Below are 13,580 nucleotides of genomic sequence, written 5' to 3'. Positions count from 1 at the left end.
TGTTAGCAGCCGAAACCCTTGATGAAGTTTTTGACCGACGATTCTCTCATCACTCGAATCGTCGGTTTTTATTTTCTGGCACCTTCATTTATTTTACGCTCAACATACACAATAGTTCTTTCTCGGCTATAAACGCTATGCGTATACTTTTCACACCATAAAAATATGATTTAAATAATATGAACACGATTGCCTATTTTGAAATCCAGTCTTCCAATCCTGCCCGAGACGCGCAGTTTTATCATGCTGTGTTTGGCTGGCAATTTAAACTCGATGAAAGCTTAGCAATTGAATATTACCGTATAGAAACACCATCAATCATGGGTGGGCTATTAAAACGTCCCGCTCAAACGCCTCCAATGGAATATGGTACCAATGCATTTACCTGTTCGGTTCAGGTCGAAAACTTTGATGAAATTGCCGCAAAAATTTTAGCGCAAGGTGGTATTGTGGCAATGGATAAATTCGCCATTCCCGGTCGTGCTTGGCATGGTTACTTTGTCGATTTAGACCATAACGTTTTTGGTATTTTTCAAGTTGATGAAAATGCTGCTTAAAGATCTTATTTAACCAATTTATTTATTTCCTAATTTATAGCCACCGCATTTTTATCGGTGGCTATTTACTATTTATTCTTCGGCAAAGCTAAAACTGGCTTCACATGTAATTGGAAAATTAACCGAATTGGCAATCATACATTCGTGATGCGCTTCTTCATGCAATTTTGCAGCAAGCTCTTGGTCAGCACCTTTTTCTAAAATAACCGCTGGCTTTAAAATAATTTGAGTAAAGTGACCGCGTTTAACTGGATCTGCATCTTCCATAAAGCCAAGTGCATGGTCAACATAACTCACAACGTGAATATGATTGACTGCACACAGGTGTAAATACCAAAGCTTATGACAAGCTGAGGCAGAAGCAACCAATAAATCTTCTGGGTTCCATCTGGTGACATCGCCTAAATAGGCAGGGTCAGATGAACCTTGAATAGTGGCTTTTTGTGGATGTTGAATACTAAAGTCTCTTTTATATGAACGATAAGATGAAGTGCCTGTACCTGTATTGCCTTCCCACTGTATTTTCACTTCGTATTTATGAATGGTCATTTTATTCTCAAGATTCATTATTTGAACTGATAGTAACAAAGCAAAGTTTAAAGTGACAAAATTAATTCAGATTTCAGCGTAGGCTTAAATATCGAGCACTTTAAAATGTCTTGATAAAATCTCCTGCCAATTTATGCTAACGTATCTGTGTTTACTTTGGCTTGATGTCTGTTTCTATGTCCGTACATTTTCTACATACTTCTGACTGGCATTTGGGGCAGTTTTTTTATAATCATTCACGCCACTACGAACACCAACAATTTTTAAGTTGGTTACTCACTCAAATTCAAGAAAAACAACCGCATGCCCTGCTCATTGCCGGTGATATTTTTGATGTGATTAATCCGGGTTCACAAGCACAAAAACAACTCTACCAATTTTTAGCAGATGCACATCGCCTTGCACCGCACATGCAAACGCTCATGATTGCCGGTAACCATGACTCAGGCTACCGTATTGAACAGGTCGAACCACTTTTAGAAAAATACAATGCAAAAACCGTGGGCGTGGTTCGCTGGAATGAAGATAAAACCCTAGATCTCGATCGTCTGCTTTTACCTATTTATAATCAAAATCAGGATATTGTGGCATGGTGCCTTGCCCTACCTTTTTTACGTTCGGCAGAAATTACGGGCTTTAATGAACATACCACCAATAGCAAAAATGCGATTGCGTATTTGCATGAACAACTAATTGCTGAAGCGAAGCGTCGTAAAACACCAGACCAAGCGCTTATTTTGATGTCGCATGCTCATATGCAAGGTGGAGAAACATCCGACTCTGAGCGCCCAATTATTATTGGTAATGAAGAGGCACTTTCAACGACTTTATTTGAAGATGCAATTGATTACGTGGCTTTAGGGCATTTGCATAAACCACAAAAAGTAGGCCAACCGCACATTCGTTATAGCGGCTCACCTATTCCACTTTCTTTTAGTGAAATTAACTATAAGCACCAAGTGGTGGAGGTCAAAATCGAACCTTCTCAAGAGACAGCCAACCGTTTGCAGTTTGAAGCTGTTGAAATTCCGCGTTGTATCCAATTACATCGCATTCGTGGTGAGTTAAACGAAGTGCTGCAACAACTCAAAGCTTTGCCACACGGCGTGATTGAAAATATTGACCATCGTGAATATGTCGATATTGAATATTATAGTTTAACGCCACCACAGCCTAATTTACGCCAACAGTTTGAAGCCGCATTGCCACCTGACCGCTATCGTTTAGTGCGTATTTCACGTCAATATGTAAGCCAAGATGCTTCGGACACCGATACCACTCAACAAATTGCACTTGAACCACCAACACCAGAAAAACTCTTTCAAAATATCTGGGAAAAACAAGGTTACAGCGCAGATGATGCAGTCTTAAAAGATTTTCTGAGTCTGGTACAAGAAGCACAAAAAAATCTTGAAAATGATGCAACACCTTAAGGATATGTCATGAAAATTTTATCTATTCGTATAAAAAATCTGGCATCTCTTTCTGACGAGCACTTTATTGATTTTGAAAGCGCGCCTCTAGCTCACGCAGGCTTAATTGCCATTGTCGGGAAAACTGGTGCAGGTAAGTCGACCATTTTAGATGCCATGTGCCTCGCCCTTTTTAATCGCGTTCCTCGCCTTAAAGACAGCGATGGTAAATTAAAAGATGTTGATGGTTCAGAGTTACTCACCAATTCGCCTTTAACTGTTTTACGCCGCGGTACAGGGCATGGTTTTGCTGAACTTTGTTTTATTGCACAAGATCAAAAACGCTATTTGGCACGCTGGGAAATTAAACGTGCGCGTGAAAATCCGAATGGTAAATTACAAAGTGTGCAACGCCACTTAAAATGCCTGACCGATGGCGTGGTACTTGCCGACAAAGCTAAAGCAGTTGATGAAAAAGTTAAACAAATTACCCAGCTTTCATTTGAACAATTTACCCGTGCTGTTTTACTTGCCCAGTCAGAAGTCACGGCGTTTTTAAAAGCACGAGATAGTGAACGCGGTGAACTACTTGAGTACCTGACAAACTCGAGTATTTTCGCCAAAATTGGTGAGTTGGCTTTTCGTAAAACAGCAGATATTGCAAAACAGCGTAAACAGCTTGAAGAATTTTTAGGTCATATTGAGATTTTATCTGATGAAGAAATCTCAGCATTTACCGAACAATATCAGCAAGCTCAAGAGAACTATCAAAAATTAGAACAACAAAAAAATGTGTTGAATAAACAACAACAATGGTTTGAACGCAAAGCCAAACTTGAGCTTGAAGTTCAAACTAAACAGCAACAGTTTCAAAACCAGCAAAACCAGCATCAGCAACTTGCGGGTGAACGTGAGCAATTAAAACGACTCGAAGTTTTCTCTGAAATACGCCCACAGGTCTTTCAGCAGACTCAAAATTTACAAACCCTACAACAACTTGAACCGCAAATTCAGCAAGCTCAAATTAAGTTTAATGATTTGGTTCAAATTTTTGAAACTGGACAAAAACAATATCAATCAGCAGAGCAAGAACTCAAACAAACGCTCGATTTTGAGCAACAGCATCAACCTGCTTTAAATCAGGTTCGACAGTCTATTCAAGAGCGCACATTTATTGCAGATGAATATAAAAAGTGCAAAGAAAAAAGAAATGTTCTAGAGCAGAAACTCAACCCGTTGCAACAACAGCAAAACACGGTTCAACAACAGATTGAGCAGCTTCAACAAAATCAGGCACATCTGCAACAACAGCTTACTCAGACTGGGCAATATGCTGTATTAGATAAAGGCCTTTCAGCACATTTGCATCAACTCGGGCAATTTATTCAAAACTACGAAGTGATTGAACAACAGCTTGGAAACCCTACTCTTGCTCGTCAAAAGCTATCGGAAGCTAAAAGTGAACTTGAACAACTGACGACTTCGGTGGGGACAGTTGAACAGATTGAGGTAAAACTTGAGCAACAGCGTAAAGATAAAGAACAAAAGCTTGCTCAAATTACTCAACTAGACCTCATTCAACAAAAAGTTAAAATTTATCATGAGCTATATGCTGAGCTTCAGCAGTTCACCGAAAAACATAGCCAAACCTCTGCTCAAGAACAGCAGCTTAAAACCGTTTGCGAGTTAGCTGAGCGAGACTACCAAACAGCAAAAACAGAGCGTGAAAAATTACAGCACATCTTGCAACAGCAACGCTTATTACATACTGAAAATATTGAACAGTTAAGAGCCAATCTTAAAGAAGGCGAAGCTTGTTTAGTCTGTGGCAGCACGCATCACCCCTACCGCATCGATGACAGCACAGTTTCCAAGGCCCTGTTCGATTTACAGCAACAACAAGAACAGCAAGCATTAACCCTAGAGCAAACTAAATTTAACGCGTGGCAAAGCGAACAGCAGACACTTACCCAGTGTCGTGCCGAGCTCGAACAAGTTCAAAAACATTTATCTCAACTTAATGCAAAACAAGCAAACTTGCAGCAAGATCTTGTCCAGCAATTAAGTCTCAACCAATTGCAAATTGATCTTGCTCAACCTCCAGAACAAATCTTACAAACGCTTAATGAGCTCAGACAAGCCGCTCAAACTGCAATAAGTTCATTTGACTCAGAAAACTTCCGTTTAACCCAAGCGATTAAGCAGCAGAACCAGTTGGTTCAACATGTTCAGCGTAGTGAAAGCTTGCTCAATACGGCACAGCAATGGCAACAACAAGTTCAGCATATTGTTCAGTGCCTATCTGAATCCGAGCAGCGCGCATGGCAGCAGTCGAGTAGCCAAACAGCTAAGCAGACTTGGTCTATGCTTGATGCACGTGCTAAGCAACTTGAACAACAAGAACAGCTTTCACAGCGTTTTGAACAGCAACAACAAGAACTTAAAATGCTGACAGCTAACCTTGAGCAAATGACCAAACAAATTAATGAGATCGACCAAAATCTCAAAGAGATTACGCTCAAAGGTCAACAAAATAATGAAAAAGCGGTATCGCTTATTCAACAAATGACAGGCCTTTCTGACCTTAAGCCTCATGATTGGTTAATTGAGCATGATGCCAAACGTCAGCATCAACAAACGGCTTATCATGCGTCTAAACAACGTTTTGAACAGACCAGACAGCACTTCGAGCAACAAAAACAGGCGCTAGATCAGCTCAAGCATCAACACCAACACACCGAGCAACATCAACAACAGATTAATGCGCAAATTCAAAACTGGTTAAACGAGCATTCTGATTTTCAAGCGCAGGACTTTACGGCGCTCATACAGATTAATTCAGCACAAGAGCAAGAGATCCGTAACCGCCTTAATCATGCCGAACGTCTACTCAGTGAGAGCTCTTCTGCGCTTAAAACCATGCAAGAGCAATTGTCCGATCACTTACAAACTCAACCAAATATTGAATTTGAAAAGCTCCTGAACCTGATTCAAAACAATATTGCAGAGCTTAAGGCCCAACTGGAAATTCGTGATCAGCTGAAACTGAAGTTAGAGCTGCACCAGCAAAATCTTGCGAAACAGTATCAATATGCTGAAAAAATTCAAAACATTCAGCAAGAAGAACATCGCTGGAGCAAAATTTCAGGTCTGATTGGTGATGCCAAAGGCAAAGAGTTCCGTGACTATGCCCAGCAATATCATCTGGATATTTTAGTGGAACATGCGAATCAGCAACTGGCGATGCTTTCTCAACGTTATACGTTAAAACGCCTTGACCAATCTTTAAGTCTTGCCATTATCGACCACGATATGGACGGAGAAATGCGTTCGGTTTCATCTTTATCGGGCGGTGAATCCTTCTTAACAGCCCTCGCCTTATCTTTAGCCATTGCCAATATGGCTTCAGGTTCAATGAAAATTGAATCTCTGTTTATTGATGAAGGTTTTGGAACCTTAGATGCATCTTCATTGCACATGGTGATGAATGCTTTAGATCAATTACAAAATCAGGGTCGTCAGGTTGTTCTTATCTCACACATTCAAGAAATGCATGAGCGTATTCCTGTACAAATTCAAGTGAAACCACTTGGTGCTGGTGCAAGTACCATCGAGGTCATTGGTTAAAACTAAAAAGCCCCGACATCCTGTCGGGGCTTTTTTAGAATCTGCGTTGGTATAACTCCTGTCGTACCTGTATGCATCCATTCATCACTGTTTATTGTTATTCTTAGAAACATCCTGTCTCCTGATGAATTCATAATAAGTGAAAACCACTTCCCGCCATAGCCGCAAAAGGACGCAATGAACGTACGAAATAGCGTACATCATCCTTTTTGCGAATAGTCTCTAGCACCAAATAAAGCTGTCCCTACACGTACCATGGTTGAACCTGCAGCAATTGCAACCTCTAAATCACTCGACATTCCCATGCTTAAAGTATCCCAGTCTTGAGGGTGAGCATGTTTTTCTCTCACCAAATCAAACAAGGCCTTAGCATCTGCAAAAGCGGCAGTATTGTTTGGTGCTGGAATCACCATCAAACCGCGTAGTCTGATTTTGGGTAATTGGCTAATTTGAGCAACTAACTCGGCAACCTCATCTGGTGCACAACCATCTTTACTATCTTGCCCGTCAATATTCACTTGCAAACAAATATTTAAGTCAGATTGATCTTGAAGCCTTTGATTAGATAATCGTTCAGCAATAATTAAACGATCTACACCGTGTACCCAATCAAACTTTTCAGCCAAATTTTTAGTCTTGTTTCGCTGAACATGACCAATAAAGTGCCATTCAATTTCTAAATCTTGTAAAGCTTCAATTTTTTCCAAAGCTTCCTGTAAATAGTTTTCGCCAAATGCTCTTTGCCCTGCTGCATACATTTCACGCAAACTTTCACTTGGATGTGTTTTTGATACGGCTAAAAGTTGCACAGTTTCAGGCGCACGCTGAGCATGTTCACAAGCACGCTGGATTTGCTGTAATACGTGCTGTCGCGCATCTTGCAGGTAATTCATTGACAAGGTTCTCATTTTCAAAAAACTTTTTTGCTTTTCACCTAAAGCGAGGTGTTGGTAAGCCTCGGTGAAAGCCGTATATTATTCTACAAAATAATGACATATTTTGATTTACTTGGGGAAATTATGGATATTACAGAGCTACTCGCTTTCTCTGTGAAAAATGGCGCGTCCGATTTACACTTATCTGCTGGCATGCCACCAATGATTCGCGTGGATGGCGAAGTCCGTCGCATTAACTTACCAGCTCTAGACCACAAAGATGTTCACCGTCTGGTCTATGACATCATGAATGATAAACAACGCCGTGACTACGAAGAAAAGCTCGAAACAGACTTTTCTTTTGAAGTTCCAAATGTTGCGCGTTTTCGTGTCAATGCATTTAACCAGAACCGCGGTGCGGGCGCAGTATTTCGTACCATTCCATCAAAAGTACTCACGATGGAAGATTTAGGCTTAGGGCAAATCTTTAAAGATATTTGTGATTACCCACGTGGTATTGTGTTAGTTACAGGACCAACAGGTTCAGGGAAATCAACTACGCTTGCAGCGATGATGGACTATATCAACGAAAATCGTTATGACCATATTTTAACTGTTGAAGACCCAATCGAATTTGTACACCAGTCAAAGAAATGTTTGATTAACCAGCGTGAAGTGCATCGTGATACGCATGGCTTTAATGAAGCACTACGCTCGGCACTGCGTGAAGACCCAGATATTATTTTAGTCGGTGAGATGCGTGACCTTGAAACCATTCGTTTAGCACTTACCGCTGCTGAAACCGGTCACTTGGTGTTTGGTACGCTTCATACGACTTCTGCTGCAAAAACCATTGACCGTGTGATTGACGTATTCCCTGCCGAAGAAAAAGACATGGTTCGTGCCATGTTGTCAGAATCTTTACAGGCTGTTATTTCGCAAACCCTTCTTAAAAAGAATGGTGGTGGACGTGTCGCAGCACATGAAATCATGATTGGTATTCCTGCCATTCGTAACTTAATTCGTGAAAATAAAGTCGCACAAATGTATTCATCAATTCAGACTGGTGCAAATCATGGCATGACGACACTCGACCAAAGCTTAAAAGGTTTGGTATCTCGTGGTGTGATTAGCCCGCAAACTGCACGTACTGCTGCAAAACAGCCTGAATCATTCCTATAAAAATAATTAGAGAATAAATATGGATTTTAATGACCTACTCAACCTCATGGTTGAAAAAAAATCATCCGATCTTTTTATTACAGATGGTGTTGCGCCATCTATGAAAATTAACGGGCAAATTGTTCCAATTTCAAAAAATAGTCTTTCAGGGGATGTTATTGGTCAACTTTTACATTCCATCATGAGTGAAAAACAACGCAAAGAATTTGCAGACACTCGTGAATGTAACTTTGCCATTATGAACCGTGATAAAACGGCCCGCTTTCGTGTGAGCGCTTTTCAGCAGCGTGACATGCCAGGCATGGTACTACGTCGAATTGAAACTAAAATTCCTTCAATTGATGACTTGCAGTTACCGCCCGTTCTTAAAGATTTATCAATGACCAAACGCGGCATCATTATTTTTGTTGGCGCAACAGGTACTGGTAAATCGACTTCATTGGCTTCAATGATCAGCTATCGCAATCACAATACTAAAGGTCATATTATTACGATTGAAGACCCAATCGAGTTTATTCATGAACATGCAGGCTGCATCATTACTCAACGTGAAGTCGGGATCGATACAGACTCATTTGAAATTGCCTTAAAGAATACTTTGCGACAAGCACCAGATGTGATCTTGATTGGTGAGATTCGATCTCGTGAAGTCATGGACTACGCGATTGGCTTTGCTGAAACAGGTCACCTTGTATTGGCTACGATGCACGCTAACAACGCCAACCAAGCGCTCGATCGTATTATTCACTTCTTTGAAAGTGACCGCCACAGTCAGCTTTACATGGACTTATCGCTTAACTTAAAGGCCATGATTGCGCAGCAACTTATTCCAACACCAGATGGCAATTCACGTCGTGCAGCCATTGAGATTTTGATTAACTCGCCATTAATTTCTGATTACATTCGTAAAGGCGAAATTCATGAAATTAAAGATTTAATGAAGCGTTCGCGTGAACTCGGTATGCAAACCTTTGACCAAGCGTTGTTTGATCTCTATAAAGCAGGCCAAATTACCTATAAAGATGCATTAAAACATGCCGACTCACCGAACGATTTGCGTTTGACCATTAAGCTTGCCGAAGAAGGACCTGATCAAATAGCAGGCACAAATCAGCATTTAACCTTCGATCGACAGTAATTTCTTCATAAAAAAAGGAAGGTTAAACGTAACCTTCCTTTTTTATTTGTTTTCTTTATGTGAAAACGATTATTTCTTGCGCAACACTTCCTGACACTCAGGTTCGTTACAGTAACCGTAGAGGTTTAATGAGTGACCTGTTAAGGTAAACCCATGTTGTTCTGCTACAGCATGCTGTTCCTTCTCGATAACATCATTAGTAAATTCAATAACTTTATTGCAATTATAGCAAACCAAATGATCATGATGATCTTCTTGCATAATTTCGAAAACAGAATGATTATTTTCGAAATGATGGCGCTGAATGATACCCGCAGCTTCAAATTGTGTTAACACACGGTAAACTGTCGCAAGACCGACATCTTCCCCTTGTTCTAACAAAGTCTTGTAAATATCTTCAGCACTAAGATGATGTTGCTTTGAATTTTCTAATAATTCCAAAATCTTAATTCGTGGAAGGGTAACTTTAAGTCCAGCTTTGCGCAAATCTTGATTGGAAATAGGCATGAAAAAAGGTCTCTCAACAAATCTCAAGTTGGAATAGGCAATAGAATTTAGATGAAGTATGATCTATCCTTTGATCAAATGCATCATAATTTATTGGGATAGTGTAGCAAAATGCAAAAACTCGTGCTGACGTTATTAGTCACTTCACTCCTTGCTGGTTGTTCAATCTTTGGTGTATATAAGGTTGATATTCCTCAAGGGACTCCTTTGACCAAAGCTCAGGCCTCTCAAGTACAAGTCGGCATGAATTTCCAGCAAGTGCGTTTTTTGCTTGGTAGTCCAACTGTGACTGATCCCCTCAATCCTCAACGTTGGGACTACATTTACAACTATATCCCGGGAACTTATGCTAAAAAGGCAAAAATCCCCGCAGCACATGGTCAGCATTTAAAAATTTACTTTGATGGCACTGGCACAGTAACTAAAATTGAAGGTTTAGAAACTATTCCAGAATCGCAACCAGGTTTACCTGCTTCTAAAGAAGCGATTTTAACTGCCCCACCACTATAATCGTTTTTTCTAATAAAAATAAACCCCTCAAGTGAAATACTTCGAGGGGTTTTATTTATGGGACTTATTACTTTAAGCGATTACTTTTAATATATCGTCCCACAGGATTCTTCTCGGCATTCTTCTCGGCGCGGTTACGGCGTATATCTTTAGGGTTAATAGTTAAAGGTCTATAGACCTCTACCCGATCACCTGCTTGCAAAATCGCATGTGCCTCAACTTTTGCACCAAAGATGCCAAGTTGTAATGGCTCAGGTAAACCCACCTGTGTCTGCAACCCGCTTGCCTCAACCGCTTGTAATGCAGTCATACCAGCTTCAAATGGAATAGCAACTAAAAACTGTTGCTCTGGGGCTGCAAAAGCAACCCACACTTGCAGAGCTTTTTCCATCAGATCATTTGTCCAATCACTGCAATCATGGCAATGACAATTGAAAGCGGTAAAACAATACGCACTGCAATACGCCACAAGTTATAAAACAACTCATTGCTAAAATTCATCGATTTACGCAAGTGGCTAATTTTCATAATCCAACCAGCAAAAATTGCATAGATGAGGCAAATGAGTAATCCCCAAAGCATCAAAATCAGCGTAAAGATGCCATGAAGTTCAGGCACAGCCCAAACCGCAATTGCCAAAATAATGACAACCCATTGTAAAACGTACATCAGTTGACGTTGAGCAAGCTGTTCTTTCGCAAGTTGAATAAACAGAGCTGTTGTCATTACCGCAGTAAAAATCCAAGTAAAAACTGGAAGCTGTGCTTGAAGAGAAAAGAAACCAAACGCAACGACAGCAATTAACTGAGCCAACCAGATTGGAAGTGCAGTTTTTGTAGCGCCTTCTTGAGAGTGGATTACAGACAAGCTATTTTGCCAGTAAAGTCCTAAGCCTAAACCACTTGCAACAAGTGCAAGTACGGTCGCATTACCCCATTCTTTAAACTCAACATTTGTCCAATGCCAAGGCTGTAAAGTCGTTCCCATTGTATTAGCTAAAACAAGAGAAGCGATTACGCCGACTGTCATTAGCACAATTAAAATCTGACGCGGAATAAAAGATAAAATTAAAGCTGCAACAGCAAGACCAGCAAAAACAATTTGTCCAGAAACACTATTATTAAGCTGTACTGTCAGTAAGTTGCCAGCAGTACTCAGTACATTCCCTGCTAAAAATGGAATAAAAATAACCGCAAGCCAACCAGCCAAACGCCATTTTGGTGAACTATCTGCTTCACGAGTTAAACTTGATAAAGCATTTAAGGCAGTAGTCTTCGACCGTTTTGCTAAGGCAATTTCCAAATAACAAACTGGCAGAGCCAATAACAGCATTGTGCCTAACCACAATAACCAGAAATCGATTTGACGATCAATCTGGATTCCCATAGCGGGTGCCAATGTCGCCATAATGATGAAAGATAAGCAAAACGCCATCAGGGGCGATAACCATCGTGACATAGGTATGTCCTGCATTATGCATTCCTTGAAAAAGACTATAGATATTTTGCCCGTCTCATGCCTGAAAATCAAAGTTTGCTCAATAAAAAAAGCAAACTACCGAATCGATAGTTTGCTGCGCTAACTAAAATTATAAGTTTTGTTATTTAAGTTATGCGAAAAACCGAGCAAACCAGTTTTTCCCTTTCTTCTTTTCTTTTTCTCTAATAATTCCCATCATGTTTTCTTTTACTGCCCCCACATAATCGGCATCGTCATGTTGAATATGATTGATTAACCATTTTGCTAAAATTTCTTGTAGCTCTTTTTCAACAGTATGTCCCATTTCAAAACGCTCACGATATAACTCTATTTTTTTAATAAATAAATCATGAACACGTTTATGTGGTACACGATATTTATAATCAGCTTCCTCTTGCAAACTTTCTTCGAAAGTAAAATGTGATTGCGTATAATCAATAATGTTGTCTAAAACGTCTTTAATACGACGTCTATCTTCATCATCTTTTACATCATCAATTTCATTAATATAATCAAGTATTCGTTTATGTTGCTCATCAATAACCTCGATACCCGTATTATATTCTGAAGCCCATTTCATTTTCATACATCTCCCCAATGATGTTCAATGACTGTTGCATAAACCTCATGATATATTTAAAGAATATAAATAAAAACAAAGCTATTTTGTCGGCTTTATCATATAAAAATTATATTTAAATCAAGTTGTTGTTTTTATTTGTTTTTTAAAAAATTAACCAACTAAAATAATAAAGTATTTTTTAAACAAAATACCTTATTATTAAATGTGATATATATATAAATATCTCTATTCATACATTTTAAATATACTTTATATTAATACTGATCTGCACGAGTAATACGTTTAAGCTCTGGATTTTCCTGCTCACGTTTTAATCTTTCCACATGAGTAATTGCTTTTTTAATTGGCTTACCATGTTGAAATAAAATCATTTCACCTGGTTGATAAGCAATCCAGTTTTCATTATGTGTTAAAGGTTCTGTCGTTATAACTGCCACACGATCTTCAGGTGTAGTGACCTGACTAAAATCAACCTCAACATCTAAGTCAATTAAATGAGCCTGATTAAATGGATATTCTCGAACCAACCAATGTAATTTAGTTATCGCATAACTAAATAATGCCTTCCCATTCGACAAACAATAATTAAATGTGCCGTATTCAGCAATTTGTGGAGAAATTTTTTCTAATACTTCAAATATCTCATCAAGACTCGGTTCTTCATAACCGAAAGCTTCAACCAGTTGATCAAGCAAATAACAAAATGCACGTTCACTGTCTGTATTACCCACAGGGGTAAAACGTCCACTTAGTGGTGGGTTAAAATCATGTAAATCACCATTATGGGCAAAAATCCAATGACGGCCCCACAACTCTCTAATAAAGGGATGAGAGTTTTCTAATGTAATTTTACCTTGAGTTGCTTTGCGGATATGCGCGATCACGTTACGCGATTTAATAGGATAATTACGGATAAGATCGGCAATTGGAGATTCAACTGCCGACTGGTTATCGACAAATAGTCGGCAAGCTTTGTCTTCGAAAAATGCGATACCAAATCCATCACTATGATCTGAGGTAATTCCTGCACGCTGTGAAAAACCACGGAAAGAAAAAGTAATATCCGTTGGTGTTGCACAATTCATTCCTAATAGCTGGCACATATCGCTTTTTAAACTACTTCTAATTACCTCATATACTCTATTGTGCATGAGAGTAAAA

Annotated in this window: 13 protein-coding genes; 6 read left to right on the top strand and 7 right to left on the bottom strand. The window is 39.4% G+C overall.

Features of this window, described 5'->3' with window-relative positions; genetic code table 11:
• Positions 1-179 precede the first annotated feature (179 nt).
• Positions 180-557 (top strand): VOC family protein, encoded by a 378-nt coding sequence (locus ASF86_RS00175; protein ID WP_056478376.1) that lies wholly within the window; start codon positions 180-182, stop codon positions 555-557.
• Positions 558-629: 72 nt separating this feature from the next.
• Here the strand turns inward: ASF86_RS00175 and ASF86_RS00170 are convergent, their stop codons facing one another.
• Complete coding sequence (locus ASF86_RS00170; RefSeq protein ID WP_056478374.1) at positions 630-1,106, bottom strand: OsmC family protein; 477 nt, start codon at positions 1,104-1,106, stop codon at positions 630-632.
• A gap of 164 nt (positions 1,107-1,270) precedes the next feature.
• On the opposite strand from ASF86_RS00170, the gene ASF86_RS00165 reads away from it, so the two are divergent.
• Both ASF86_RS00165 and ASF86_RS00160 read left to right on the top strand, forming a co-directional pair.
• Entirely contained in the window at positions 1,271-2,539 is a 1,269-nt protein-coding gene (locus ASF86_RS00165; protein ID WP_056478372.1) for an exonuclease SbcCD subunit D, read from the top strand.
• Positions 2,540-2,548: 9 nt separating this feature from the next.
• Positions 2,549-6,145: an AAA family ATPase gene (locus ASF86_RS00160; RefSeq protein ID WP_056478370.1), complete on the top strand. Its 3,597-nt coding sequence runs from the start codon at positions 2,549-2,551 to the stop codon at positions 6,143-6,145.
• A gap of 200 nt (positions 6,146-6,345) precedes the next feature.
• Here ASF86_RS00160 and ASF86_RS00155 read toward each other — a convergent pair whose 3' ends face one another.
• A complete protein-coding gene (locus tag ASF86_RS00155) occupies positions 6,346-7,038 on the bottom strand; it encodes a YggS family pyridoxal phosphate-dependent enzyme (protein ID WP_056478368.1) in 693 nt (230 codons plus the stop codon).
• Positions 7,039-7,164: 126 nt separating this feature from the next.
• Between ASF86_RS00155 and ASF86_RS00150 the strand changes: the two genes are divergently transcribed.
• The gene (locus ASF86_RS00150) at positions 7,165-8,202 is read left to right on the top strand and encodes a type IV pilus twitching motility protein PilT (RefSeq protein ID WP_003653239.1); all 1,038 of its coding nucleotides are present in this window, start codon (positions 7,165-7,167) and stop codon (positions 8,200-8,202) included.
• A gap of 19 nt (positions 8,203-8,221) precedes the next feature.
• On the top strand, positions 8,222-9,340 hold the full coding sequence (locus tag ASF86_RS00145) for a PilT/PilU family type 4a pilus ATPase (RefSeq protein ID WP_004641663.1): 1,119 nt from the start codon (positions 8,222-8,224) through the stop codon (positions 9,338-9,340).
• A 69-nt stretch (positions 9,341-9,409) separates the two neighbouring features.
• On the opposite strand, the gene fur is transcribed toward ASF86_RS00145, so the two are convergent.
• Complete coding sequence (gene fur, locus ASF86_RS00140) at positions 9,410-9,847, bottom strand: ferric iron uptake transcriptional regulator (RefSeq protein WP_003653242.1); 438 nt, start codon at positions 9,845-9,847, stop codon at positions 9,410-9,412.
• Positions 9,848-9,958: 111 nt separating this feature from the next.
• Here fur and ASF86_RS00135 point away from each other — a divergent pair, with 111 nt between their 5' ends.
• Entirely contained in the window at positions 9,959-10,357 is a 399-nt protein-coding gene (locus tag ASF86_RS00135; protein WP_003653245.1) for an outer membrane protein assembly factor BamE, read from the top strand.
• Positions 10,358-10,424: 67 nt separating this feature from the next.
• On the opposite strand, the gene ASF86_RS00130 is transcribed toward ASF86_RS00135, so the two are convergent.
• The 4 genes from ASF86_RS00130 to ASF86_RS00115 all read right to left on the bottom strand — a co-directional run bounded on the left by ASF86_RS00130 (position 10,425) and on the right by ASF86_RS00115 (position 13,522).
• On the bottom strand, positions 10,425-10,748 hold the full coding sequence (locus ASF86_RS00130) for an RnfH family protein (protein ID WP_056478366.1): 324 nt from the start codon (positions 10,746-10,748) through the stop codon (positions 10,425-10,427).
• Positions 10,748-11,815, bottom strand: coding sequence for a hypothetical protein (locus tag ASF86_RS00125; RefSeq protein WP_155860149.1), 1,068 nt, complete (start codon positions 11,813-11,815; stop codon positions 10,748-10,750). Before ASF86_RS00125 ends, ASF86_RS00130 begins: the two co-directional genes overlap by 1 nt.
• A gap of 151 nt (positions 11,816-11,966) precedes the next feature.
• The gene (locus tag ASF86_RS00120) at positions 11,967-12,422 is read right to left on the bottom strand and encodes a bacteriohemerythrin (RefSeq protein ID WP_017388663.1); all 456 of its coding nucleotides are present in this window, start codon (positions 12,420-12,422) and stop codon (positions 11,967-11,969) included.
• Between the two features lie 251 nt (positions 12,423-12,673).
• On the bottom strand, positions 12,674-13,522 hold the full coding sequence (locus tag ASF86_RS00115; RefSeq protein ID WP_056478362.1) for a class II glutamine amidotransferase: 849 nt from the start codon (positions 13,520-13,522) through the stop codon (positions 12,674-12,676).
• Positions 13,523-13,580: the final 58 nt, after the last annotated feature.

It is taken from the genome of Acinetobacter sp. Leaf130 (assembly GCF_001423205.1).
In the GTDB taxonomy this organism is placed as follows: domain Bacteria; phylum Pseudomonadota; class Gammaproteobacteria; order Pseudomonadales; family Moraxellaceae; genus Acinetobacter; species Acinetobacter calcoaceticus.
This window is presented reverse-complemented; position numbering and strand designations above follow the sequence as displayed.

What these genes read in the sequence shown, in the direction of transcription:
- ASF86_RS00175 (WP_056478376.1), top strand. Translation starts at nt 180, where the DNA reads ATGAACACGATTGCCTATTTTGAAATCCAGTCTTCCAATCCTGCCCGA.
- ASF86_RS00170 (WP_056478374.1), bottom strand. Translation starts at nt 1,106, where the DNA reads ATGACCATTCATAAATACGAAGTGAAAATACAGTGGGAAGGCAATACA.
- ASF86_RS00165 (WP_056478372.1), top strand. Translation starts at nt 1,271, where the DNA reads ATGTCTGTTTCTATGTCCGTACATTTTCTACATACTTCTGACTGGCAT.
- ASF86_RS00160 (WP_056478370.1), top strand. Translation starts at nt 2,549, where the DNA reads ATGAAAATTTTATCTATTCGTATAAAAAATCTGGCATCTCTTTCTGAC.
- ASF86_RS00155 (WP_056478368.1), bottom strand. Translation starts at nt 7,038, where the DNA reads ATGAATTACCTGCAAGATGCGCGACAGCACGTATTACAGCAAATCCAG.
- ASF86_RS00150 (WP_003653239.1), top strand. Translation starts at nt 7,165, where the DNA reads ATGGATATTACAGAGCTACTCGCTTTCTCTGTGAAAAATGGCGCGTCC.
- ASF86_RS00145 (WP_004641663.1), top strand. Translation starts at nt 8,222, where the DNA reads ATGGATTTTAATGACCTACTCAACCTCATGGTTGAAAAAAAATCATCC.
- fur (WP_003653242.1), bottom strand. Translation starts at nt 9,847, where the DNA reads ATGCCTATTTCCAATCAAGATTTGCGCAAAGCTGGACTTAAAGTTACC.
- ASF86_RS00135 (WP_003653245.1), top strand. Translation starts at nt 9,959, where the DNA reads ATGCAAAAACTCGTGCTGACGTTATTAGTCACTTCACTCCTTGCTGGT.
- ASF86_RS00130 (WP_056478366.1), bottom strand. Translation starts at nt 10,748, where the DNA reads ATGGAAAAAGCTCTGCAAGTGTGGGTTGCTTTTGCAGCCCCAGAGCAA.
- ASF86_RS00125 (WP_155860149.1), bottom strand. Translation starts at nt 11,815, where the DNA reads ATGTCACGATGGTTATCGCCCCTGATGGCGTTTTGCTTATCTTTCATC.
- ASF86_RS00120 (WP_017388663.1), bottom strand. Translation starts at nt 12,422, where the DNA reads ATGAAAATGAAATGGGCTTCAGAATATAATACGGGTATCGAGGTTATT.
- ASF86_RS00115 (WP_056478362.1), bottom strand. Translation starts at nt 13,522, where the DNA reads ATGTGCCAGCTATTAGGAATGAATTGTGCAACACCAACGGATATTACT.